This window comes from Streptomyces sp. SLBN-8D4, from assembly GCF_049739545.1.
Classification (GTDB): domain Bacteria; phylum Actinomycetota; class Actinomycetes; order Streptomycetales; family Streptomycetaceae; genus Streptomyces; species Streptomyces canus_C.
On the sequence record NZ_JBMGQC010000001.1, the window covers coordinates 5,940,097 to 5,961,699 of the forward strand.

At 70.9% G+C, this 21,603-nt stretch carries 16 protein-coding genes, 1 tRNA gene and 5 pseudogenes; 18 read left to right on the forward strand and 4 right to left on the reverse strand.

Annotated features, from left to right (window positions below; genetic code table 11):
- Positions 1-82 precede the first annotated feature (82 nt).
- The 6 genes from RKD20_RS26960 to RKD20_RS26985 all read left to right on the forward strand — a co-directional run bounded on the left by RKD20_RS26960 (position 83) and on the right by RKD20_RS26985 (position 7,319).
- Positions 83-667: a CGNR zinc finger domain-containing protein gene (locus RKD20_RS26960; protein WP_424879962.1), complete on the forward strand. Its 585-nt coding sequence runs from the start codon at positions 83-85 to the stop codon at positions 665-667.
- A 319-nt stretch (positions 668-986) separates the two neighbouring features.
- Positions 987-1,508 carry a sigma-70 family RNA polymerase sigma factor gene (locus tag RKD20_RS26965; RefSeq protein ID WP_010039908.1) on the forward strand — a complete coding sequence of 174 codons (522 nt, stop codon included), beginning with the start codon at positions 987-989 and terminating at the stop codon, positions 1,506-1,508.
- Positions 1,509-1,555: 47 nt separating this feature from the next.
- A complete protein-coding gene (locus RKD20_RS26970; RefSeq protein ID WP_424879963.1) occupies positions 1,556-2,335 on the forward strand; it encodes an anti-sigma factor family protein in 780 nt (259 codons plus the stop codon).
- 63 nt (positions 2,336-2,398) lie between these two features.
- Positions 2,399-4,900, forward strand: a complete 2,502-nt coding sequence (locus RKD20_RS26975) for a HelD family protein (RefSeq protein WP_424879964.1) — start codon at positions 2,399-2,401, stop codon at positions 4,898-4,900.
- Positions 4,901-5,294: 394 nt separating this feature from the next.
- The gene (locus RKD20_RS26980) at positions 5,295-6,710 is read left to right on the forward strand and encodes an NAD-dependent malic enzyme (RefSeq protein ID WP_020121224.1); all 1,416 of its coding nucleotides are present in this window, start codon (positions 5,295-5,297) and stop codon (positions 6,708-6,710) included.
- A gap of 327 nt (positions 6,711-7,037) precedes the next feature.
- Positions 7,038-7,319 (forward strand): HU family DNA-binding protein, encoded by a 282-nt coding sequence (locus RKD20_RS26985; RefSeq protein WP_007382399.1) that lies wholly within the window; start codon positions 7,038-7,040, stop codon positions 7,317-7,319.
- Positions 7,320-7,420: 101 nt separating this feature from the next.
- Here the strand turns inward: RKD20_RS26985 and murA are convergent, their stop codons facing one another.
- Positions 7,421-8,767 carry a UDP-N-acetylglucosamine 1-carboxyvinyltransferase gene (gene murA / locus RKD20_RS26990; protein WP_020121223.1) on the reverse strand — a complete coding sequence of 449 codons (1,347 nt, stop codon included), beginning with the start codon at positions 8,765-8,767 and terminating at the stop codon, positions 7,421-7,423.
- A gap of 254 nt (positions 8,768-9,021) precedes the next feature.
- On the opposite strand from murA, the gene RKD20_RS26995 reads away from it, so the two are divergent.
- Entirely contained in the window at positions 9,022-9,594 is a 573-nt protein-coding gene (locus RKD20_RS26995; protein WP_424879965.1) for a YqgE/AlgH family protein, read from the forward strand.
- Positions 9,595-9,701: 107 nt separating this feature from the next.
- Here RKD20_RS26995 and tnpA read toward each other — a convergent pair.
- Positions 9,702-10,099, reverse strand: a pseudogene (gene tnpA / locus RKD20_RS27000) (IS200/IS605 family transposase).
- Here tnpA and RKD20_RS27005 point away from each other — a divergent pair.
- From RKD20_RS27005 to RKD20_RS27055, 11 genes and pseudogenes are all read left to right on the forward strand, one after another.
- Positions 10,085-10,486, forward strand: a pseudogene (locus RKD20_RS27005) (RNA-guided endonuclease InsQ/TnpB family protein); the annotation flags it as partial. The pseudogenes tnpA and RKD20_RS27005 overlap by 15 nt on opposite strands.
- Positions 10,487-10,547: 61 nt before the next feature.
- Positions 10,548-10,826 (forward strand): DUF3039 domain-containing protein, encoded by a 279-nt coding sequence (locus RKD20_RS27010; protein ID WP_020121221.1) that lies wholly within the window; start codon positions 10,548-10,550, stop codon positions 10,824-10,826.
- Between the two features lie 217 nt (positions 10,827-11,043).
- Positions 11,044-11,308, forward strand: a pseudogene (locus RKD20_RS27015) (hypothetical protein); the annotation flags it as partial.
- Positions 11,301-11,936, forward strand: a pseudogene (locus tag RKD20_RS27020) (carbohydrate ABC transporter permease); the annotation flags it as partial. The pseudogenes RKD20_RS27015 and RKD20_RS27020, both read left to right, overlap by 8 nt.
- Position 11,937: 1 nt before the next feature.
- Entirely contained in the window at positions 11,938-13,569 is a 1,632-nt protein-coding gene (locus tag RKD20_RS27025; RefSeq protein ID WP_424879966.1) for a beta-N-acetylhexosaminidase, read from the forward strand.
- Positions 13,570-13,804: 235 nt separating this feature from the next.
- Positions 13,805-14,698, forward strand: a complete 894-nt coding sequence (locus RKD20_RS27030) for an FAD binding domain-containing protein (protein ID WP_424879967.1) — start codon at positions 13,805-13,807, stop codon at positions 14,696-14,698.
- Positions 14,695-16,566 (forward strand): 2Fe-2S iron-sulfur cluster-binding protein, encoded by a 1,872-nt coding sequence (locus RKD20_RS27035; protein WP_424879968.1) that lies wholly within the window; start codon positions 14,695-14,697, stop codon positions 16,564-16,566. The genes RKD20_RS27030 and RKD20_RS27035 overlap by 4 nt, the downstream gene beginning before the upstream one ends.
- Positions 16,563-18,875 carry a xanthine dehydrogenase family protein molybdopterin-binding subunit gene (locus RKD20_RS27040; RefSeq protein ID WP_424879969.1) on the forward strand — a complete coding sequence of 771 codons (2,313 nt, stop codon included), beginning with the start codon at positions 16,563-16,565 and terminating at the stop codon, positions 18,873-18,875. Before RKD20_RS27035 ends, RKD20_RS27040 begins: the two co-directional genes overlap by 4 nt.
- The gene (locus RKD20_RS27045) at positions 18,872-19,000 is read left to right on the forward strand and encodes a hypothetical protein (protein ID WP_260470535.1); all 129 of its coding nucleotides are present in this window, start codon (positions 18,872-18,874) and stop codon (positions 18,998-19,000) included. Before RKD20_RS27040 ends, RKD20_RS27045 begins: the two co-directional genes overlap by 4 nt.
- A gap of 34 nt (positions 19,001-19,034) precedes the next feature.
- Positions 19,035-19,566, forward strand: a pseudogene (locus RKD20_RS27050) (AAA family ATPase).
- A gap of 132 nt (positions 19,567-19,698) precedes the next feature.
- Positions 19,699-20,856 carry an SUKH-4 family immunity protein gene (locus RKD20_RS27055; protein ID WP_424879970.1) on the forward strand — a complete coding sequence of 386 codons (1,158 nt, stop codon included), beginning with the start codon at positions 19,699-19,701 and terminating at the stop codon, positions 20,854-20,856.
- Here the strand turns inward: RKD20_RS27055 and RKD20_RS27060 are convergent.
- Both RKD20_RS27060 and RKD20_RS27065 read right to left on the reverse strand, forming a co-directional pair.
- Positions 20,811-21,365, reverse strand: a complete 555-nt coding sequence (locus tag RKD20_RS27060; RefSeq protein ID WP_424883330.1) for an FABP family protein — start codon at positions 21,363-21,365, stop codon at positions 20,811-20,813. The two genes, RKD20_RS27055 and RKD20_RS27060, sit on opposite strands and share 46 nt — an antisense overlap.
- Before the next feature lie 152 nt (positions 21,366-21,517).
- A tRNA-Cys gene (locus tag RKD20_RS27065) sits at positions 21,518-21,589 on the reverse strand.
- Positions 21,590-21,603: the final 14 nt, after the last annotated feature.

Genomic DNA, 21,603 nt, shown 5'->3' on the forward strand with positions numbered 1-21,603 from the left:
GGGAGCCCCGGAACAGCCCCACAGCCTCGAAGCACCTCACCGACCCCTTCCCACCGGGGCACCCCTAGGCGGTGACAGGCACATGGCACTGGGTACGGCCACGGTCGCGTACGAGCTGCGGTTCGACGCCGGACGGATCTGTCTCGACCTCCTCGCGACCACCCACCCCGAGGAACGCCTCGACTCGACGGAGGTGCTCGGCGCCTGGATCGTCGGTTCGGGACTGGTGCCGCAGGGGACGGACCTGACCCACGCGGATCTCTCCTGGCTGGTCGGCTTCCGTGAACTGCGGCGATGTGTCGGGAAGTTGGTGCGGGGCGCCCCCGGCCACGGCAACGGCCTCGCGCTCGCCCACGTCAACGCCGCCGCCCGCGCCGCGCCACCCGCCCCGCGCGCGGTACCGGACCAGGAGGGCGCCCTGGTGCGCGAGTTGGTCGGTCCGCCCGGCTGCGCGGCCCTGCTCGGAGCCATCGCGAGGGACGCCGTGGAGCTGCTGACGGACCCGGTCGCGCGGGCCGGGATCAGAGAGTGCGAAGGGGACAACTGCCCCATCGTGTACCTGGATACGTCACGGGGACGCAGGAGGCGCTGGTGCTCCAGTGAGGTCTGCGGGAACCGGGAAAGGGTGGCCCGGCATCGTCGGCGCGCGGCACTCTCGCGCACCTGACTGGTCGTTATGTCCCTTCTGTGGAGCGGCCGTCGAAGTGATTTCGATTACATCTCGTTTACTCGCTCAACCTCACGGGTCGTAGCTGTGATCGCGCCCGTGTGGTGGAAATGTGAAGATCGCGCGACGGGAATGTGCATGCATGTCCTGTCTCGTCACGTCACTCAGAAGAAAACTGTCGTCGCGCTTTGAACACTCGGCAACCCACGTCCGTACCCCTGGTCGAGCGACCGACTGGGGGAACCCCCGGACATCGGAGGTGGGCGTGCGCAAGGATTCCGTCGTGGCCAATGAACGTGGATCGAGGGCCCGACATCGCATGTCCCAGCCCTCGGAACCTGATGAGGAGCTGATGCGTGCCCTTTACAGGGAGCACGCCGGGCCTCTCCTTGCGTATGTCCTCCGGTTGGTCGCGGGTGACCGCCAAAGAGCCGAGGACGTGGTGCAGGAGACGCTCATCCGTGCCTGGAAGAACGCCGGACAGCTCAATCGAGCGACCGGATCGGTACGCCCCTGGCTGGTGACGGTCGCCCGGCGCATCGTCATCGACGGCCACCGCAGCCGGCAGGCCCGGCCGCAGGAGGTCGATCCGTCGCCGCTGGAGGTCATCCCCGCGGAGGACGAGATCGACAAGGCGCTGTGGTTGATGACGTTGTCCGATGCGCTCGACGACCTGACCCCGGCCCACCGGGAGGTGCTCGTAGAGACGTATTTCAAGGGGCGTACCGTCAACGAGGCGGCCGAGACACTGGGCATCCCCAGCGGAACCGTCCGCTCGCGGGTCTTCTACGCCCTGCGGTCGATGAAGCTCGCACTGGAGGAGCGGGGGGTGACAGCGTGATGGGTGTTTACGGGGGTAACCAGGGATTCGGCACAGGTGGTTCGGGTATGTCTGGCTCCATGATGGGATCTCCGGTGCCGAACGAGCACGAGACCGTCGGCGCCTACGCCCTCGGAATCCTCGACGACGCCGAGGCGACCGCCTTCGAGGCCCATCTCGCGACCTGCGAATGGTGCGCGCAACAGCTCGACGAGCTCGCCGGCATGGAGCCGATGCTCGCCGCCCTCGCGGACCTGCCGGGCTCCGGCACCCCCGCGATCGGGGAGTCGCTGTCCGCCAAGCCCAGTCCGCGGATCGTGAACAAGCTCGTGGACGAGGTCGCCGAGCGCCGTGCGCAGAAGCGGCGCCGCAGCTTCTACATGGTCGCGGCCGCGGGCGCGCTGATCATCGGCGGTCCGTTCGTCGCGATGGCGGCGAGCGGCGGCGACTCGGGCGGCGGGGCCAAGCAGAACCAGGTCCTGGCGGCCACCCCGAAGGAACTCTTCGATTCCATGAGCGACAAGGTGTCCGCGACCGACTCCGCCACCGGCGTCAGCGCGACCGTCGCCATGCAGGAGAAGAACTGGGGCACCTCGCTGGGTCTGGAGCTCAAGGGCGTCAAGGGACCGCTCAAGTGCTCCCTGATCGCGGTCGGCACCAACGGTGAGCGCTGGACGGCCTCCACCTGGTCCGTCGGCAAGTGGGGCTACGGCATCCCCAACGGCAAGACCCCGGAATCCAAGCAGCCGCTCTACATCGGCGGCGCGGTCGCCCCGGCCCAGAACGACATCGACCACTTCGAGGTCGTGGACTCCGACGGCAACAAGCTCGTCCAGGTCGCCGCGTAACTTCCCGCCGGGGCCCCCTTCGCGTACGGTTGACGGCTGCCCAGCACGTCAGAAGGGGGCCCGGTGGCCGCTCAGGCTCAACCATCTGCGGTCGGCTCGGTTCAGGACTCCGTCCGGGACCGTGAGATCAGCGTCGAACAGGAACATCTGGACCGGGTCTACCGGCGCCTCGAGGAGAAGATCCACGAGGCGGAGTTCCTGATGAACGACGCGGCCAAGCGTGGCCAGGTCGGCACGCCCGGCGCGCTCGCCGAACGGGACGCCCAGGTCTTCCGGGCCGGCGTCCACCTCAACCGGCTCAACAACGAGTTCGAGGACTTCCTGTTCGGCCGGATCGACCTGCTCCCCGGCATGGACGGCAGGAAGGGGCCCGACGGCGCCTACACCGCCGTGGAGCCCGCCGAGGGCGCTGTCCGCGAGGACAGCACCGCCGACATCGCGGAGACCCTGCACATCGGCCGGATCGGGGTCCTGGACTCCGAGTACGCACCGCTCGTCATCGACTGGCGGGCCCCGGCCGCCGCGCCCTTCTACAGGTCCACTCCGGTGGATCCCGGGCGTGTCGTACGACGCCGGGTGATCCGCTCCAAGGGCCGCAGGGTCCTCGGCGTCGAGGACGACCTCATGCGCCCCGAGCTCAAGGCCTTCCTCGACGGCCACGAACTGCCCGTCATCGGCGACGGCGCCCTGATGGCCGCGCTCGGCCAGGCCCGCAGCCACACAATGCGGGACATCGTCGCCTCCATCCAGGCCGAGCAGGACCTGGTCATCCGCGCCCCCGCCGCGTCCGTGACGTATGTCGAGGGCGGCCCCGGCACCGGCAAGACCGCCGTGGCCCTGCACCGCGCCGCGTACCTCCTCTACCAGGACCGCCGCCGGTACTCCGGCGGCATCCTCATCGTCTCGCCCACCCCCTTGCTGGTCGCCTACACCGAGGGCGTCCTGCCGTCCCTCGGCGAGGAGGGCCAGGTCGCCATCCGCGCGATCGGCTCCCTGGTCGACGGCGTCGAGGCCACCCTGTACGACTCCCCGGCGGTGGCCCGCGCCAAGGGCTCGTACCGGATGCTGAAGGTGCTGCGGAAGGCGGCACGGGGAGTGCTGGAACTGGGCGCGGGCGGTACGGGCGCCGGGGACCACCCGGCGCACGCCGGCTCGGGCCGTTCCGCGAGGCCGGCGGGTGGCCCGGCACGCGGGAGGGCGGCGGGTTCCGGACGGCCCGACTCCGGGCAACTCGCCTTCGGGGACTTCGATGCCTCCGACGGCGGTACCGGAGACGAGAACGGCACCGCCACCGCCGTATCCCCGCAGCCCCCGTCCGGACCCCCCACCCGCCTGCGCGTCGTCGCCTTCGGGCGGCGGCTCGAACTGGAGGCGGACGAGCTGGAACGCATCCGCCGCAACGCGCTCAGCGGCACCGCGCCGGTGAACCTGCTGCGGCCCCGGGCCCGCAAGCTGCTCCTGGACGCGCTGTGGGCGCGGTCCGGGGCGGGGGGCCGGCACACCGATCCGGAGCTGGCCGCCGAGCTGCGGTCGTCGTTCGACGAGGACATCACCTCCGAGGACAGCTTCATCGAGTTCCTCGACGCCTGGTGGCCCGAGCTCACCCCGAAGACCGTTCTCGCCGCCATGGCCGACGAGCGGCGCCTGGGGCGCTGGGCCCGCCGGATCCTCAACCCCGGCGAGGTCCGCAGGGTCGCCCGCTCGCTCAGGCGGGACGGCCTGACCGTGCACGACATCGCCATGCTCGACGAGCTCCAGGCGGTCCTCGGCGCCCCCGCCCGCCCGCGCAAGAGGCGCGAACTGGACCCGCTCGACCAGCTCACCGGCCTGGAGGAGCTGATGCCGGTCCGTGAGGAGTCGCAGCGCGAGCGGGCCGAGCGGCTCGCCCAGGAGCGGGTCGAGTACGCCCATGTCATCGTCGACGAGGCCCAGGACCTCACACCCATGCAGTGGCGCATGGTCGGCCGCCGCGGCCGGCACGCCACCTGGACGGTCGTGGGAGACCCCGCCCAGTCCTCCTGGTCCGACCCCGACGAGGCCGCCGAGGCCCGCGACGAGGCCCTCGGCTCCCGGCCCCGCCGCCGCTTCGAGCTGACGGTGAACTACCGCAACCCCTCCGAGATCGCCGAGCTCGCGGCGAAGGTGCTGGCACTGGCCATGCCCGGCGCCGCGTCCCCCTCGGCCGTACGGTCCACGGGCGTCGAGCCCCGCTTCACCGTCGTACGCAAGTCGCTCGGCGAGACCGTCCGCGAGGAGGCCGCCCGGCTCCTCGGCCTCGTCGACGGCACCGTCGGCGTCGTCGTCGCCATGAACCGGCGCGAGGAGGCGGCCCGCTGGCTCACCGGACTCGGCGAGCGGGTGGTCGCGCTCGGCAGCCTGGAGGCCAAGGGACTGGAGTACGACGCGACGGTCGTCGTCTCCCCGGCCGAGATCGCCGACGAGTCGCCGGCCGGACTGCGGGTGCTCTACGTCGCCCTCACCCGGGCCACCCAGCAGCTCACGGTCGTCTCGGCGGACCGGGACCAGCCGGACGGGGAGGGCGTGCCGGATCTGCTGAGAGATTGAACTCTCCGCACGGGAATGGTCTTTCGGGATCCGTTTGTTAGCCTGGACGTGACACCGGCCCGATCCAAGCCCCCGGGCCCAACCTTCGTCGCCACGAGCGACCACTTGCCGCGAGGCGAGCATGGCGGGTCGGTGTCATTGACCTGGTGAGAGGCCCACATCCATGTGATGTGGGCCTCTTTCGCATGAACCGCTCCGTGAACAAAAAGTCCGCAATCCTGTGCGGCTAACGCCTACTCATCAGTAGGTGCGACCATCGGACGGCATCAGCACCACAGGTGGCTGCGTCTTCCCGGGGGATAACCCCCGGACCCCCAGCAAAAAAGCAACTCGTCGGGGGCGATCGGCGCGGACACTGCGCGGTAAACCTGAGTGAAAGCAGAGGAAGTCGGCCATGGCAACGGCGCCCAGCGTCTCCTACTCGATTACGGTCCGGCTGGAGGTGCCCGCGAGCGGAACCGCGGTCTCCCAGATCACCACGGCCGTAGAGTCCCACGGAGGCTCGGTGACCGGCCTCGACGTGACCGCGTCCGGCCACGAGAAGCTCCGCATCGACGTCACCATCGCCGCGTCCTCCACCGCGCACGCCGACGAGATCGTCCAGCAGCTGCGCGGCATCGAGGGCGTCACGCTCGGCAAGGTCTCCGACCGAACCTTCCTGATGCACCTCGGCGGCAAGATTGAGATGGCGTCGAAGCACCCCATCCGCAACCGTGACGACCTCTCGATGATCTACACGCCGGGTGTGGCCCGCGTGTGCATGGCGATCGCCGAGAACCCCGAGGACGCGCGCCGCCTCACCATCAAGCGCAACTCCGTTGCGGTCGTGACGGACGGCTCGGCCGTGCTGGGCCTGGGCAACATCGGCCCCAAGGCCGCCCTCCCGGTCATGGAGGGCAAGGCGGCCCTCTTCAAGCGCTTCGCCGGCATCGACGCCTGGCCGCTGTGCCTGGACACCCAGGACACCGACGCGATCGTAGAGATCGTCAAGGCGATCGCCCCCGGGTTCGCCGGCATCAACCTCGAGGACATCTCCGCGCCGCGCTGCTTCGAGATCGAGGCCCGGCTGCGCGAGGCCCTCGACATCCCCGTCTTCCACGACGACCAGCACGGCACCGCGATCGTCGTCCTCGCCGCCCTGACGAACGCACTTCGCGTCGCAGGCAAGGCCATTGAGAACATCCGGGTCGTCATGTCCGGTGCCGGCGCGGCCGGTACGGCCATCCTCAAGCTGCTGATCGCCGCCGGCGTCAAGAACGCCGTCGTCGCCGACATCCACGGCGTCGTGCACGCCGGCCGCGAGGACCTCGTCGACGCCGCCCAGGGCTCGGCGCTGCGCTGGATCGCCGACAACACCAACCCCGAGAACCTGACCGGGACCCTGAAGGAGGCCGTCCGGGGCGCCGACGTCTTCATCGGTGTCTCGGCCCCCAACGTCCTGGACGGCACCGACGTGGCCGCCATGGCCGAGGACGCGATCGTGTTCGCGCTCGCGAATCCCGACCCCGAGGTCGACCCGGCGATCGCCCGTCAGACGGCGGCCGTCGTGGCCACCGGGCGGTCCGACTTCCCGAACCAGATCAACAACGTGCTGGTCTTCCCGGGTGTCTTCCGCGGTCTGCTGGACGCCCAGTCCCGCACGGTCAACACGGAGATGATGCTCGCGGCCGCGAAGGCTCTGGCGGACGTCGTCACCGAGGACGAGCTGAACCCGAACTACATCATCCCGAGCGTCTTCAACGACAAGGTCGCGGGCGCGGTGGCGGGTGCGGTGCGGGACGCGGCGAAGGCCGCGGGCGCGACGGCGTAGGGCCCCCGTCCACGGCTCCGGTTCCGCGTCTACAGTGGACGTCGTATGTTTGTTCGGCTGTGAGGATTGCCACGGCGGTCCTCCGGCCCGGCGCGTCGCGGAACCGGGCGCTTCGCGGCACCCTCTAGGGTGGCGCCACGCCCAGGCCTCTGTTCGTGTGACCCCCTAGGGTGGTCATACGAGTCCTACGGGTGCCGGATTGGCTTTCCCGCAGCAGGTAGGGGCAGGATGCGTCCCTGGGCGCGAGCGCATCGGCTTCGCTGTGCCTCGTGTGCGGCCCCGCCGCGTGGCACACCCCAACGGCAAGAAGAACACGGGAGTAACAACATGAACCGCAGTGAGCTGGTGGCCGCGCTGGCCGACCGCGCCGAGGTGACCCGCAAGGACGCCGACGCCGTTCTGGCCGCGTTCGCCGAGACCGTCGGCGAGATCGTCGCCAAGGGCGACGAGAAGGTCACCATCCCCGGCTTCCTGACCTTCGAGCGCACGCACCGTGCCGCTCGCACCGCGCGCAACCCGCAGACCGGTGACCCGATCCAGATCCCGGCCGGCTACAGCGTCAAGGTTTCGGCGGGCAGCAAGCTCAAGGAAGCCGCCAAGGGCAAGTAGGTCCGACGGTGCGTCTCGGGACGACGTACACGTCTCGGTAACGTCAATGGGGCGGCCACCCGGTACCGGGTGGCCGCCCCATCGTCGTGTGCGGGAACCTGTCAGCCGAGTGCCTTGCCCGGCAGCTCCACCTTCGCGCCCAGCTCGACGAGCTTCTCCATGAAGTTCTCGTAGCCGCGGTTGATGAGGTCGATGCCGTGGACGCGGGACGTGCCCTGGGCCGCCAGCGCCGCGATCAGGTACGAGAAGCCGCCGCGGAGGTCGGGGATGACCAGGTCGGCGCCCTGGAGCTTGGTGGGTCCCGAGACGACCGCCGAGTGCAGGAAGTTGCGCTGGCCGAAGCGGCAGTTCGAGCCGCCCAGGCACTCGCGGTAGAGCTGGATGTGAGCACCCATCTGGTTGAGCGCGGAGGTGAAGCCCAGGCGGGACTCGTACACCGTCTCGTGGATGATCGACAGGCCGGTGGCCTGGGTGAGGGCGACCACCAGCGGCTGCTGCCAGTCCGTCTGGAAGCCCGGGTGCACGTCCGTCTCCAGCGCGATGGACTTCAACTGGCCGCCGGGGTGCCAGAACCGGATGCCCTGGTCGTCGATCTCGAAGGCACCGCCCACCTTCCGGTAGGTGTTCAGGAACGTCATCATCGAGCGCTGCTGGGCGCCGTGGACGTAGATGTTGCCCTCGGTCGCCAGCGCGGCGGACGCCCAGGAGGCGGCCTCCAGGCGGTCCGGCAGGGCGCGGTGGTTGTAGCCGCCGAGCCGGTCCACGCCCGTGACGCGGATGGTCCGGTCGGTGTCCATCGCGATGATGGCGCCCATCTTCTGCAGGACGCAGATCAGGTCCTCGATCTCCGGCTCGACCGCGGCGTTGGAGAGCTCGGTGACACCTTCGGCGAGGACGGCCGTCAGCAGGACCTGCTCGGTCGCGCCGACGGACGGGTACGGCAGCGTGATCTTCGTACCCCGAAGCCGCCGCGGCGCCTCCAGGAACTGCCCGTCCGCGCGCTTCTCGATCGTCGCGCCGAACTGCCGCAGCACCTCGAAGTGGAAGTCGATGGGCCGGCCGCCGATGTCGCAGCCGCCGAGACCGGGGATGAAGGCGTGTCCCAGGCGGTGCAGCAGGGGACCGCACAGGAGGATCGGGATCCGCGAGGAACCCGCGTGGGCATCGATGTCAGCGACGTTGGCGCTCTCGACATGCGTCGGGTCCATCACCAGCTCGCCCGGTTCCTCACCCGGACGGACCGTCACCCCGTGCAATTGCAGCAGACCGCGTACGACGCGCACGTCACGGATGTCCGGAACGTTGCGCAGTCGACTCGGCTCGCTGCCCAGAAGGGCGGCGACCATGGCCTTCGGTACGAGGTTCTTCGCACCGCGGACACGGATCTCGCCCTCCAGCGGGGTTCCGCCGTGGACAAGCAGTACGTCGTCAGAGCCGTTGACGGTCATGTATCTCGCGTTCCGATGAGTCGGGCAGGGGCCGGAAGGGACAAGGGTAATCGCCGCCCACCCCCCTTCTGTAAGCCCAAGTGCCGCTCAGTCACGTCATAGCTGTGTCACAACACGTGCCGTCCCCTGTCGGGCACATGGGGTCACCGGCGCCGGGCGTGCGCGTGGGGCGCATCGTTGCGCTCTGAGCTGCATCCACTGCCGTAGCGGCATTGCCTCCCCACGCGGAGGGAAGATGCGGGATCATGTCTGGCATGACCGAGGTGTCCTCGCTCACAGGGCGGTTGCTCGTGGCAACGCCCGCCCTGGCGGACCCGAACTTCGACCGAGCGGTGGTGCTCCTTCTCGACCACGACGAGGAGGGCTCCCTCGGCGTCGTCCTCAACCGGCCCACCCCGGTGGACGTCGGCGACATCCTGGAGGGCTGGGCCGAGCTCGCGGGCGAACCCGGTGTCGTCTTCCAGGGCGGCCCGGTCTCCCTGGACTCGGCGCTGGGGGTCGCCGTCATCCCCGGGGGCGGGGCCGTCGACGGGGCCCCGCTGGGCTGGCGCAGAGTGCACGGCGCGATCGGCCTTGTCGACCTGGAGGCCCCGCCGGAGCTGCTCGCCTCGGCCCTCGGCAGTCTGCGCATCTTCGCCGGTTACGCCGGCTGGGGCCCCGGTCAGCTGGAGGACGAGCTGGTGGAGGGCGCCTGGTACGTCGTCGAGTCGGAACCGGGCGACGTGTCCTCCCCGGCCCCGGAGAGGCTGTGGCGCGAGGTCCTGCGCCGCCAGCGCAACGAGCTCGCGATGGTGGCCACGTATCCGGACGACCCTTCGCTGAACTGATCCATCCCCGATCTTGCGTGGGTATCCGTGGCTTCAGCCGGGGAGGGAAACGCATCCTCGACCGGAGGCGCGCAGCGCTGGAGTTCGCTGCGCATCTTCGGTGACGGTCACGTGGGCCGCTTCTGGCCCTCGATGTACGGACGGACGACGCTGAGTGGTGCGCCGCCGCACGATCCGGCGAAGTAGGAGCGGGACCGGTGTACTCGGCGCGCAGGTAGCGGGAGCTGACTCCCTTCAAGCTGTTGATCAGCTTCGACAGGGCGATCTTCGGCGGGTAGTGCACGAGCAGGTGGACGTGATCGGCCTCTCCGTTGAACTCCAGTAGTTCGGTCTCGAAGCTGCCGCACACCTCCCGCATGATCTCCTCGCACCGCTTCAGCATGTCGTGATCGAAGACGTCTTTGCGATACTTGGTGACAAGCACCAAGTGTGCGTGGAGGTCATGAGTGACGTGGCGGCCGTTACGAATATCGGGGTTTGGTTCCCCGACCTCGTACGTCAGCATGACTTCATCGCGCACGAAGACCTCAAGATCAGCAACATGGTCAAGGCCCCCACCCCCAAGCCCGACCCCGAGACGCCGGGCACCTTCCTACCCAACGGCGCGGCGGCGAAGGCCGGACTCAACCACTCGATCTCGGATGCCGGATGGGGGGTGTTCCTGACGGTCCTGCACGCCAAGGCTGAAAGCGCCGGACGAGAAGTGATCGCCGTGGACCCCCGCAACACCTCCCGAACCTGCCCCGAATGCGGGCACGTCTCAGCGGAGAACCGGCCCACCCAGGAGAAGTTCGCTTGCGTCTCGTGCGGCCACAGTACGCACGCGGACACGGTGGGCGCTCTGAACGTTCTACGGGCCGGGCTGGTCCGTCGCGACGCCAACCGGGCATAGCGAGAAGCCCCCACCCTTTAGGTGGGGGAGGAGTCACGTGAGCTTCAGTACCCTTGGTCGTATGAGCACTCTCGAGCCCGAGCGCGGGACTGGTACGGGGACCCTCGTCGAGCCCACGCCGCAGACTTCCCACGGCGACGGCGACCACGAGCGCTTCGCCCATTACGTCCAGAAGGACAAGATCATGGCGAGCGCCCTCGACGGCACGCCCGTCGTGGCGCTGTGCGGCAAGGTGTGGGTGCCCGGTCGCGATCCCAAGAAGTACCCCGTGTGTCCCATGTGCAAGGAGATCTACGAGTCCATGGGTTCCGGGGACGACGACAAGGACGGCGACAAGTAGCCGTTCCCGCTTTAAGTTCCACCTGAGTCACACCTGGGTTTCGCGAGCCCCCGGGATGCGTTCGGCGCCTCCCGGGGGCTTTCGCGTCCTCTGGTCACGAAGTGGTTGAGACCTCTTGTGGACATGTTCATGTACTCCCTATCCTCGGCCTCCGTTGTGTTGTGCACAGTGAAACGTTCATTGCGCATGGTGCAATGCACTAGCGGAGGGGTCCTCCATGAAGCTGTCCGTCCGACTCGTCACCCTGGCGACCGTGCTGGCCACCGCCGCCTGCGCACCCCAGACCTCCTCCAACTCCTCCTCCGGCAAGGACGAGAAGACCGGCAATGAAGGACGGCGGACTCCTGGACGTCAGCATGGAGTTCGCAGGCTGGAGCGAGGTCAAGGACACCGACCCCACCGCGAAGACCTCGGTCACCGTGGACGGCAGGATCTACGGCTTGCCGTTCCACGTCGGCGTCCGCGGCCTCGACTACCGGTCGGTATTTCGTCAACAGCCTTGTCGTCGCGTGCAGTGTCGTGATCGTCTCGGCACTGATCGCGTTTCTCGCCGCGACCGCGGTGACACGATTCCGGTTCCGCTTCCGGACCACCTTGCTGGTCATGTTTCTGGTGGCCCAGACGGTGCCCGTGGAGGCCCTCACGATCCCCTTGTTCTTCCAGATGCGGGACTTCGGTCTGCTGAACACGCTGGGCTCGTTGATCCTGCCCCGCATCGCCTTCTCGCTGCCCTTCGCGATCTGGATGCTGAGGGGGTTCGTGAAGGGCGTACCGGAGGCTTTGGAGGAGGCCGCGTACATCGACGGGGCGAGCCGCGCGCGATTCCTGTGGCAGATTCTCTTCCCGCTCGTCCTTCCCGGTCTGGTGGCCACGAGCGTGTTCTCGTTCATCTCGGCCTGGAACGATTTCCTCTTCGCCAAGTCGTTCATCATCAGCGACACTTCGCAGTCCACTCTGCCCATGGCCCTGCTGGTCTTCTTCAAGCCGGACGAGCCGGACTGGGGAGGGGTCATGGCCGCGTCGACGGTGATGACGATTCCGGTGCTGGTGTTCTTCGTACTCGTACAGCGACGCCTGGTCTCGGGACTGGGCGGAGCGGTTAAGGACTGACGTGACCTCACTGATTCCGGCGCCGTCGAGCGTCGGCGCCCCCGGCGGGCGGCCGTTCGTCCTCGACGAGGACACCGAGATCGAGGCCGGCCCGGGCGCCGCGGGCGTGGCCCGCTGGCTGCGCACCACGGTCGGCGCGGCGACGGGCCTGCCGCTGGAGCCGTACGCCTCCGGCGCGAGCCGCATCCTGCTGCGGATCACGCCGTCCCTCGCCGACGAACTCGGCACCCCCGAGGCGTACCGCCTCACCGTGGACGAGCACGCCGTCGTCATCGACGGGGCCGGCCGGGAGGGCCTGTTCTACGGCGCCCAGACCTTCCGTCAGCTGCTCGGCCCCGCCGCCTTCCGCCGGGCCCCCATCACCTCCGAGCGCGCCCGGGAGGTGCCCCCGGTCACCATCGGCGACGCTCCCCGATTCCGCTGGCGGGGCCTCATGCTCGACGTGTCCCGGCACTTCACGCCCAAGGACGGAGTCCTGCGCCACCTCGACCTGATGGCCGCGCACAAACTCAACGTCTTCCACTTCCACCTGACGGACGACCAGGGCTGGCGGATCGAGATCAAGAGGTACCCCCGGCTCACCGAGGTGGGCTCATGGCGGGCGCGTACCAAATTCGGCCACCGGGCCTCGCCGCTGTGGGAGGAGAAGCCGCACGGGGGCTTCTACACCCAGGACGACATCCGGGAGATCGTCGCCTACGCGGCCGAGCGGCATATCACCGTGGTCCCCGAAATCGACGTGCCCGGACACTCGCAGGCCGCCATCGCCGCGTACCCGGAACTCGGCAACACCGACGTCATCGACACGTCCTCCCTCACGGTCTGGGACAACTGGGGCATCTCTTTGAACGTACTCGCCCCCACTGACAACACCCTGCGCTTCTACGAGGGCGTGTTCGAGGAACTGCTGGAGCTGTTCCCCTCCGAGTTCATTCACATCGGCGGCGACGAATGCGCCAAGGAGCAGTGGCGGGAGTCGCCCCTCGTCCAGGCCCGGATCGAGGAACTCGGCCTCGCGGACGAGGACGAGTTGCAGTCCTGGTTCATCGGACACTTCGACAAGTGGCTGACCGCGCGCGGGCGCAGGCTCATCGGCTGGGACGAGATCCTGGAGGGCGGGCTGGCCGAAGGCGCGGCGGTCTCGTCCTGGCGCGGCTACGCGGCCGGCATCGCGGCCGCCCGCGCGGGCCACGACGTCGTCATGTGCCCCGAGCAGCAGGTGTACCTGGACTACCGGCAGGACGCGGGCGCGGACGAACCGGTCCCCATCGCCTACGTCCGCACCCTGGAGGACGTCTATCGGTTCGAGCCCGTTCCACCGGAGTTGACGCCCGAGGAGACCGCGCACGTCCTCGGCGCGCAGGCCAACGTGTGGACCGAGGCGATGGAGGACCAGGGGCGCGTCGACTACCAGACCTTCCCCCGGCTGGCGGCCTTCGCCGAAGTGGCCTGGAGTCCTCTGCCCGCCCCCGCGGAACGGGACTTCGCCGACTTCGAGCGGCGGATGGCCGCGCACTACGAGCGACTCGACGCCCTGGGCGTCGGCTACCGGCCGCCCACGGGGCCGCTGCCGTGGCAGAAACGGCCCGGTGTGCTCGGCCGGCCCATCGAGGGGGCGCCCCCGAACAGGTAGGGGAAAAAGACCTCAAGAGTCACCGAAGAGTGTCAATCGTCATGTGCGGGCGATCCGGGATGAAAACGGACCATCCCCCTGGTGGGGTGGGCGAATGCCGCCGAACGCCTCCTAGCGGACCCCTGTCTTCGGGTGTTGCGAAGATGTGCCAGAGTTGCCACGTCCGCCCTGTCAGCACGTACCGTACGGCAGCAACAGGCAGGGCCAGGTGGGGCAGCGGGAAGGGGCAGCCGGTTTGACCACGCACACACCGCAGGCGGCGCAGGCCGTCACGCTGCCCACGACGCTGGACGAGGCCGTGGCGGCCCTCACCGCCATGCCCGCCGCCGTGCCCGTCGCCGGCGGCACCGACCTGATGGCCGCCGTCAACTCCGGACAGCTCAGGCCCGCCGCCCTCGTCGGCCTCGGCCGCATCAGCGAGATCCGCGGCTGGCAGTACCAGGACGGGCACGCCCTGCTCGGCGCCGGACTCACCCACGCGCGTATGGGCCGCCCCGACTTCGCCGCCCTCATCCCCGCGCTCGCCGCCGCCGCCCGCGCCGCGGGCCCGCCGCAGATCCGCAACGCGGGCACCCTGGGCGGCAACATCGCCTCGGCGGCCCCCACGGGCGACGCACTGCCCGTCCTCGCCGCCCTCGAAGCCACGCTGATCATCGCGGGCCCCGACGGAGCCCGCCGCGAGATGCCGGTCTCGCACCTGCTGGCCGGCATGGAGATGCTGCGCGCCGGTGAACTCATCGGCTTCGTGCGCGTGCCGCTGCTGCACGCCCCGCAGGTCTTCCTCAAGGTCACCGGACGCACCGGACCGGGCCGCGCGATGGCCTCCGTCGCGCTGGTCCTCGACCCGGCCCGGCGCGGGGTCAGGTGCGCCGTCGGTGCCATAGCGCCGATGCCGCTGCGCCCCCTGGACGCCGAGCAGTGGGTCGCCCGGCTCATCGACTGGGACAACAACCGCGCGATCGTCCCGGAGGCCCTGGAGGCCTTCGGCGAGTACGTCGCCGCGGCCTGCATCCCCGACCCGGCACCGGGCCCGGACGGCTCCGTGCCGCAGCATCCGCCCGCAGTACTGCACCTGCGGCGCACCGTCGCCGCGCTGGCCCGACGAGCACTGGGGAGGGCACTGTCGTGACCGACGACCAGCACGGAGAGGGCACGCCCCGGGCCGCCGGCCGCTGGGACCCGCTGCCCCAGGGGGACTACGACGACGGCGCGACCGCCTTCGTGAAGCTCCCCGAAGGGGGCATCGACGCCCTCCTGGCCTCCGCCGACAGCCCGCTGGCCGCACCCGGCCACGGTTATGTGCCGCCGCGGATAACGTCCGCGCCGGGCGACGGGACCGACCCGGCGGGCACGGGCGGCTGGGCCGTACCCGCCGAGGGCGCGCAGTGGCCCGACCCGAGCACCCTGCCGCAGGGCCAGACCGGGCAGTTCACGTACAACCCCGCGACCACCCAGCAGTGGCACGTAGAGGACACCGCGGCCGCGCCCGCGCCGGGCCATGACGTCACCGGCCAGTGGTCGATCCCCGTCGCCGGCGGCGAGCTCCCGGATGAATCGGGCGAGTTCACCACGTCGTCCCTGGTCGAGCAGTGGGGCGGCACCCCGCCGGCGACCCTGCCGGGCGGTGCGTCCGCGCCCTGGGCGACCCAGCCCGCGCAGCCGTGGGGGGACCAGCCCCAGGACGGCCCGGGAGCGGGACCCGAACACGGCGGACCGGCCGGGGCACGGCACCCGCACCTGCCGCACGGCGACGGGCACTCCGGCGGCTTCGACGGCGGCTTCGACGGCGGCTACGGCGGTCCGGTCGGCGACGGTCACAACGGCCCGGTCGGCGACGGCCACGCGCACGTGCCCGCCGGCGAGGCACCGGGCGGCGAGGCCGACGCCCCGCACGGTGGCCCGGCCGGTGACGCGCACATGCCGTCCGCCGCGCATCCCGGAAGCCCCGCGGTCGCCGACGCCCCGCAGCGGCCCGAGCCGGACGAGGTGGCTCCCGAGGCGGCCCAGGACCGCACGCAGCAGCACACCGACACCCATGGCCACGGCATCGCTCTCGCGCAGCCGCACACCGACACCGACGGCCACGGCATCGCTCTCGCCGAGCCCTACCGGGACGGCCCCTCCGCGGCCGCCTCACAGCCCTCACCCGGCCCCGGTGAGGCATCGGCGGCCCCCAGTGCCCCCGAGGACGCCGAAGAGGCCGTAGAAGCCGCTGACGGCCCCGACGAGCCCGGTTCCGAGCACACTCCGGCCGCGGGCGACGACGAACCGGTGCCGGAAGCGGCCGAGGGGCACGCGAGCGACTCCGACGAGAACCAGGACGAGCCGGCCACCTCGTTCCCCGGTGAGGAACACCCCCTCGCCTCCTACGTCCTGCGCGTCAACGGCGTCGACCGCCCCGTCACCGACGCCTGGATCGGCGAGTCGCTGCTCTACGTGCTGCGCGAGCGGCTCGGACTCGCCGGCGCCAAGGACGGCTGCTCGCAGGGCGAGTGCGGGGCGTGCAACGTCCAGGTCGACGGACGGCTCGTCGCCTCCTGCCTGGTGCCCGCCGTGACCGCAGCCGGCAGCGAGGTCCGTACCGTCGAGGGACTCGCCGAGGACGGCCGGCCCTCGGACGTGCAGCGGGCGCTCGCCCGGTGCGGCGCCGTGCAGTGCGGCTTCTGCGTACCCGGCATGGCGATGACCGTGCACGACCTCCTGGAGGGCAACCCCGCGCCCACCGAGCTGGAGACCCGCCAGGCGCTGTGCGGCAACCTCTGCCGCTGCTCCGGCTACCGGGGCGTCGTCGACGCCGTCAAGGAAGTCGTCGCCGAGCGCGATGCCCACGCGAAGGGCGACGCTGAGACGGACGGCGACGAGGCACGTATTCCGCACCAGGCCGGCCCCGGGGCCGGCGGTGTCCACCTCTCGGCGTTCGACTCGCCGGGGTTCCCGGGCGCCGCCGGATCACATGAGCAGGCGTACGGACAGGGACAGGACGGAGGCCAGGCGTGAGCAACGAAGCCGCCACCGCGACCACCGCCGCGGAGGCAGCAGCACCCGCCCCCGAGCCGATTCCGCACGGCATCGGCGTCTCCCTGCCGGCCGCCGACGCGCGCGCGAAGACCGAGGGAACCTTCCCCTACGCGGCCGACCTGTGGGCCGAGGGCCTGCTGTGGGCGGCCGTCCTGCGCTCCCCGCACGCGCACGCGCGCATCGTGTCCATCGACACCTCCCACGCGCGTGAGATGCCCGGAGTCCGCGCGGTCGTCACCCACGAGGACGTGCCCGGCAGCCCGGTCCACGGCCGCGGCCGTGCCGACCGCCCGGTCTTCGCCTCCGAGGTCGTCCGCCACCACGGCGAGCCCATCGCGGCCGTCGCCGCCGACCACCCCGACACCGCGCGCATGGCCGCGGCCGCCGTCATCGTCGAGTACGAGGTGCTCGACCCGGTCACCGACCCGGAACAGGCCTTCGAGGCGGAGCCGCTGCACCCCGACGGCAACCTGGTCCGGCACATCCCGCTCCAGCACGGCGACCCCGCCGCGACCGGCGAGATCGTCGTCGAGGGCCAGTACCGCATCGGCCGCCAGGACCCCGCCCCCATCGGCGCCGAGGCAGGACTCGCCGTGCCCCGCCCCGACGGCGGCGTCGAGCTCTACCTCGCCTCCACCGACCCGCACGGCGACCGCGACACGGCCGCCGCCTGCTACGGCCTGGAGCCCGAGCGCGTCAAGGTCGTCGTCACCGGCGTCCCGGGCGCCACCGCCGACCGCGAGGACCAGGGCTTCCAGCTCCCGCTCGGCCTGCTCGCGCTCAAGACCGGCTGCCCGGTCAAACTGACGGCCACGCGCGAGGAGTCCTTCCTCGGCCACGTCCACCGTCATCCCACGCTGCTGAGATACCGCCACCACGCCGACGCCGACGGCAAGCTGGTGAAGGTCGAGGCGCAGATCCTGCTCGACTCGGGCGCCTACGCCGACACCTCCTCGGAGGCCCTGGCCGCCGCCGTGGGCTTCGCCTGCGGGCCCTACGTCGTCCCGAACGCCTTCATCGAGGGCTGGGCCGTCCGCACCAACAACCCGCCCTCCGGCCACGTCCGTGGCGAGGGCGCGATGCAGGTGTGCGCCGCCTATGAGGCGCAGATGGACAAGCTGGCCAAGAAGCTGGGCGTCGACCCGGCGGAACTGCGCCTGCGCAACGCCCTCGCCACCGGGGACGTACTCCCGACCGGCCAGACCGTGACCTGCCCGGCCCCGGTCGCCGAACTGCTCCAGGCGGTACGGGACTTCCCGCTGCCCGCGCTGCCCAAGGACACCCCCGAGGACGAGTGGCTGCTGCCCGGCGGCCCCGAGGGCGCGGGCGAACCGGGCGCGATCCGCCGGGGCGTCGGCTACGGCCTCGGCATGGTGCACATGCTCGGCGCCGAGGGCGCGGACGAGGTCTCCACGGCGACCGTACGCGTCCAGGACGGCGTCGCGACGGTGCTCTGCGCGGCCGTCGAGACCGGCCAGGGCTTCACCACGCTGGCCCGCCAGATCGTCCAGGAGACGCTCGGCATCGACGAGGTCCACGTGGCACCCGTCGACACCGACCAGCCCCCCGCGGGGCCGGGCTGCCGCGGCCGCCACACCTGGGTCTCGGGCGGCGCCGTGGAACGCGCGGCCAAGATGGTCCGCACCCAGCTCCTCCAGCCCCTGGCGCACAAGTTCGGCATGTCCACCGAACTGCTCCAGATCACCGACGGCAAGATCACCTCGTACGACGGCGTCCTGTCGACGACCGTCACCGAGGCCATGGACGGCAAGGAACTGTGGGCCACCGCCCAGTGCCGCCCGCATCCCACGGAACCCCTCAACGAGATCGGCCAGGGCGACGCCTTCGTCGGCATGGCGTTCTGCGCGATCCGCGCGGTGGTCGACGTCGACATCGAACTCGGCTCGGTGCGCGTGGTCGAGCTGGCGCTCGCCCAGGACGTGGGCCGGATCCTCAACCCGGCCCAGCTGGAGGCCCGTATCGAAGCGGGCGTCACCCAGGGCGTCGGGATAGCGCTGACCGAGAACCTGCGCAGCGCGCGCGGGCTGATCCGCCACCCGGACCTGACGGGGTACGCCCTGCCGACGGCCCTGGACGCGCCGGAGATCCGGATCGTCAAGCTCGTCGAGGAGCGGGACGTGGTCGCCCCGTTCGGCGCGAAGGCGGCCAGCGCGGTACCGGTGGTCACGTCACCGGCGGCCGTCGCATCCGCCGTGCGCGCGGCCACGGGCCGTCCGGTGAACCGGCTCCCGATCCGCCCGCAGGCCGCGGTGGTGACGGACCGGTGAGCACGCCCGGCCAGGAGCCCCGCGAGTACGAACCGCCGCCCGGGCTCGGCAAGTTGGCGCTGTGGATCCTGCTGTTCGTGGTGGCGGCGATCGTGGTCGTGGTGGGCGGCGTGTACTTCGCGTGAGCGAGGTGCCGCCGGCCGTCGGGGAGTACCCGTGATGCGCGGGGTTGTCCTGGTCACCGGTGTGATGGCGGCCGGGAAGTCGACGGTCGCGCAGGCGCTCGCGGAGCGATTGCCGCGGGCGGCGCATGTCCGTGGCGACCTGTTCCGGCGGATGATCGTGTCGGGGCGCGAGGAGTACACACCCGGCGCCTCCGGAGAGGCGGTCGCCCAACTCCGGTTGCGGTACCGGCTGTCGGCCGCGACGGCGGACGCGTACGCCGAGGCCGGGTTCACGGCGGTCGTGCAGGACGTCGTCCTGAGCGAGGACCTGACGGCGTACGTCGGACTCGTCCGGACCCGGCCGCTGTACGTCGTGGTCCTGGCGCCGGACGCCGGGACGGTGGCCGCACCGGGAGACGGCCCGGACGAAGACGGGTTACGGGCCGGCCTGGACGGTCGCCGCGCTGGACGAGGCGTTGCGGGAGTCGACCCCGCGGATCGGGCTGTGGCTGGACACCTCCGCGCAGACCCCCGCGCAGACGGTGGAGGCGATTCTCGCGGGGCGGGAACGCGCGAGGGTGTCCTGACGTCTCCTTGGTACGGGGGCGTTGTCAGTGGTGGCGCGTAGTGTTTCGAGCAGTGGGGGACGAGCGCAGGCCCGAGGGGTTCGCCGTGCCGTGCCCGGCCAGGGGACTGCGTACGAAGCACACGGGGGAGCCATGAGCACGACCGATGCCGCCGTAGCGGCGATCAGACTGACCGAGGACGAACTGCAGCCCTACATCTCGCATGTGTCGACCCGCCGCTGGCTCAGCGGCCCCGGACTGCCCGCCGACAGCGACCTGTTCACCTTCGAGGAGCTGCGCAGGGAGGGCCTGCGGACGGTCGCGGACGCCACCGGCGACCCGGCCGGCCTGCTCAGCGAGGAGCTGCGCGACCAGCTGGTGATAGGCGGACTCACGGACCTGCACGGCAGGGAGCGGGAGTCGGTCCTGCTCGACGGGGTCACCGGCGAGGTCTCGACCACGGCGTTCTTCCCCGCCCGCCCCGACCTGATGGACCGCACCCCCCTGGCCCCGTCCCTGCCCACCCTGGTCCGCTTCGCGACGGCCACGGACGAGCTGACGGAGGTGCGCGGCCAGTTCGCCGCGTACGCCGGCCGCTTCGGTCCGACCGCCGTGGAGGACGCGACGCGCCAGCTGCTGACGGTGTTCGAGGAGGGCACGGGAGGCGATGTCCCGACGTTCTGGAAGATCGCGGCCCTGATCCGCCCCCTGACCCTGGTGGCGGGTCCCGGCACGGACTCCGGGCTGGCTCTGGACCTCCCGCCGCGCCTGCTGGACCAGGAGTTCGGCCGCAGCCATGTCGTCCGCTTCGAGGACATCGACTTCCCGTCCACGCTCACGCATGCCCCGACCCGGCGCTTCCTGGCAGAGACGGGCCTGCCCGAGGACGGCGTCCTCTTCCACACCGACCCGGACGCCCCGCTCCCGACCCTCGCGGAGCACCGGGCCGACCATCTGACCGCCCTCCCGCCGCGCGCCGGCCACCTGATCGTCCTCGGCCATCTGATCGAGGACAACACCCTGGTCGTCGACGGCGAGACGGGCGGGGTCCTGAACTGGAGCGAACGCGAAGGCACGCTCCACCCCCTGAACACCGACATCTCCACCCTCGCCTTCACCCTCTGGCTGCTGCACCGGGAGCGCCGGATAGACGAGTCGCTCGCCCACGAACTGACCAACACGCTGTACGTCCAGGTCGCCAAGACGATGATCCGTGCCCTGTCCACCATCGACCCCACGGGCACGACGACGGACGCGGACTGGCACTACTGGACGGAGCTGTTCCAGGACGAGGTGGGCGGGGTGCTCTGACCGACCTCACGCCGCAGAGTGGCCGAGAGGTGGCGCTGGAGGGGCTGCCCGACCGCCGCGAGCTCGTGGACGAACGTGAAGGTGTCACTGTCGCCGTCGCCGCCGGCCAGGGTGTAGCGGCGACGGGTGGCGGTCACGTCCTTGGCGGTCGGTGCCAGCGCGACGGAATGCGCGGCGAGGTCGACCGCGCCCTCTCCCGCATGTCCGACCAGGATCTCGGTGATACCGGTGGGCTGGGTGACCAGCGCCTCCACCCGTCCGTCCGGCTGCAGCCGCCACCACCCGCTCTCCCGCGCCGCGGGCCGCAACGGCGCCCCGTCACCGTCGAGCAGCCAGGCCCGGGCCTCGTACCGCAGAAAGGGCCGCCCGTCATGACTGAACCGGACCTCCTGCGCGTACGCGAAGTCGCCATCGAGCGTCGGATACCCACCTTGCCCTCGCCCCCGCCACACCCCCAGAAACCCGAGCACGGGCCCGAGCAGCGCGTGCGGAACAGGCGCCTGCTCCATCCCCAGGGCATCGGGAAAGGGAGGCTCCACCACACCGTCGACCACGCCCACCCGCCTCCTCACTCACGACCACTACCGCCGCAAGCGTAGGGCGCCGCCGCACAGCGGAAGGGGCGGCACCTCGACGAGATGCCGCCCCTTGTCCACAACAGAGGCCGTGGCGGGAATCGAACCCGCGTAACTCGCTTTGCAGGCGAGTCCCTGAGCCACTCGGGCACACGGCCGTCACCGGGTTCGG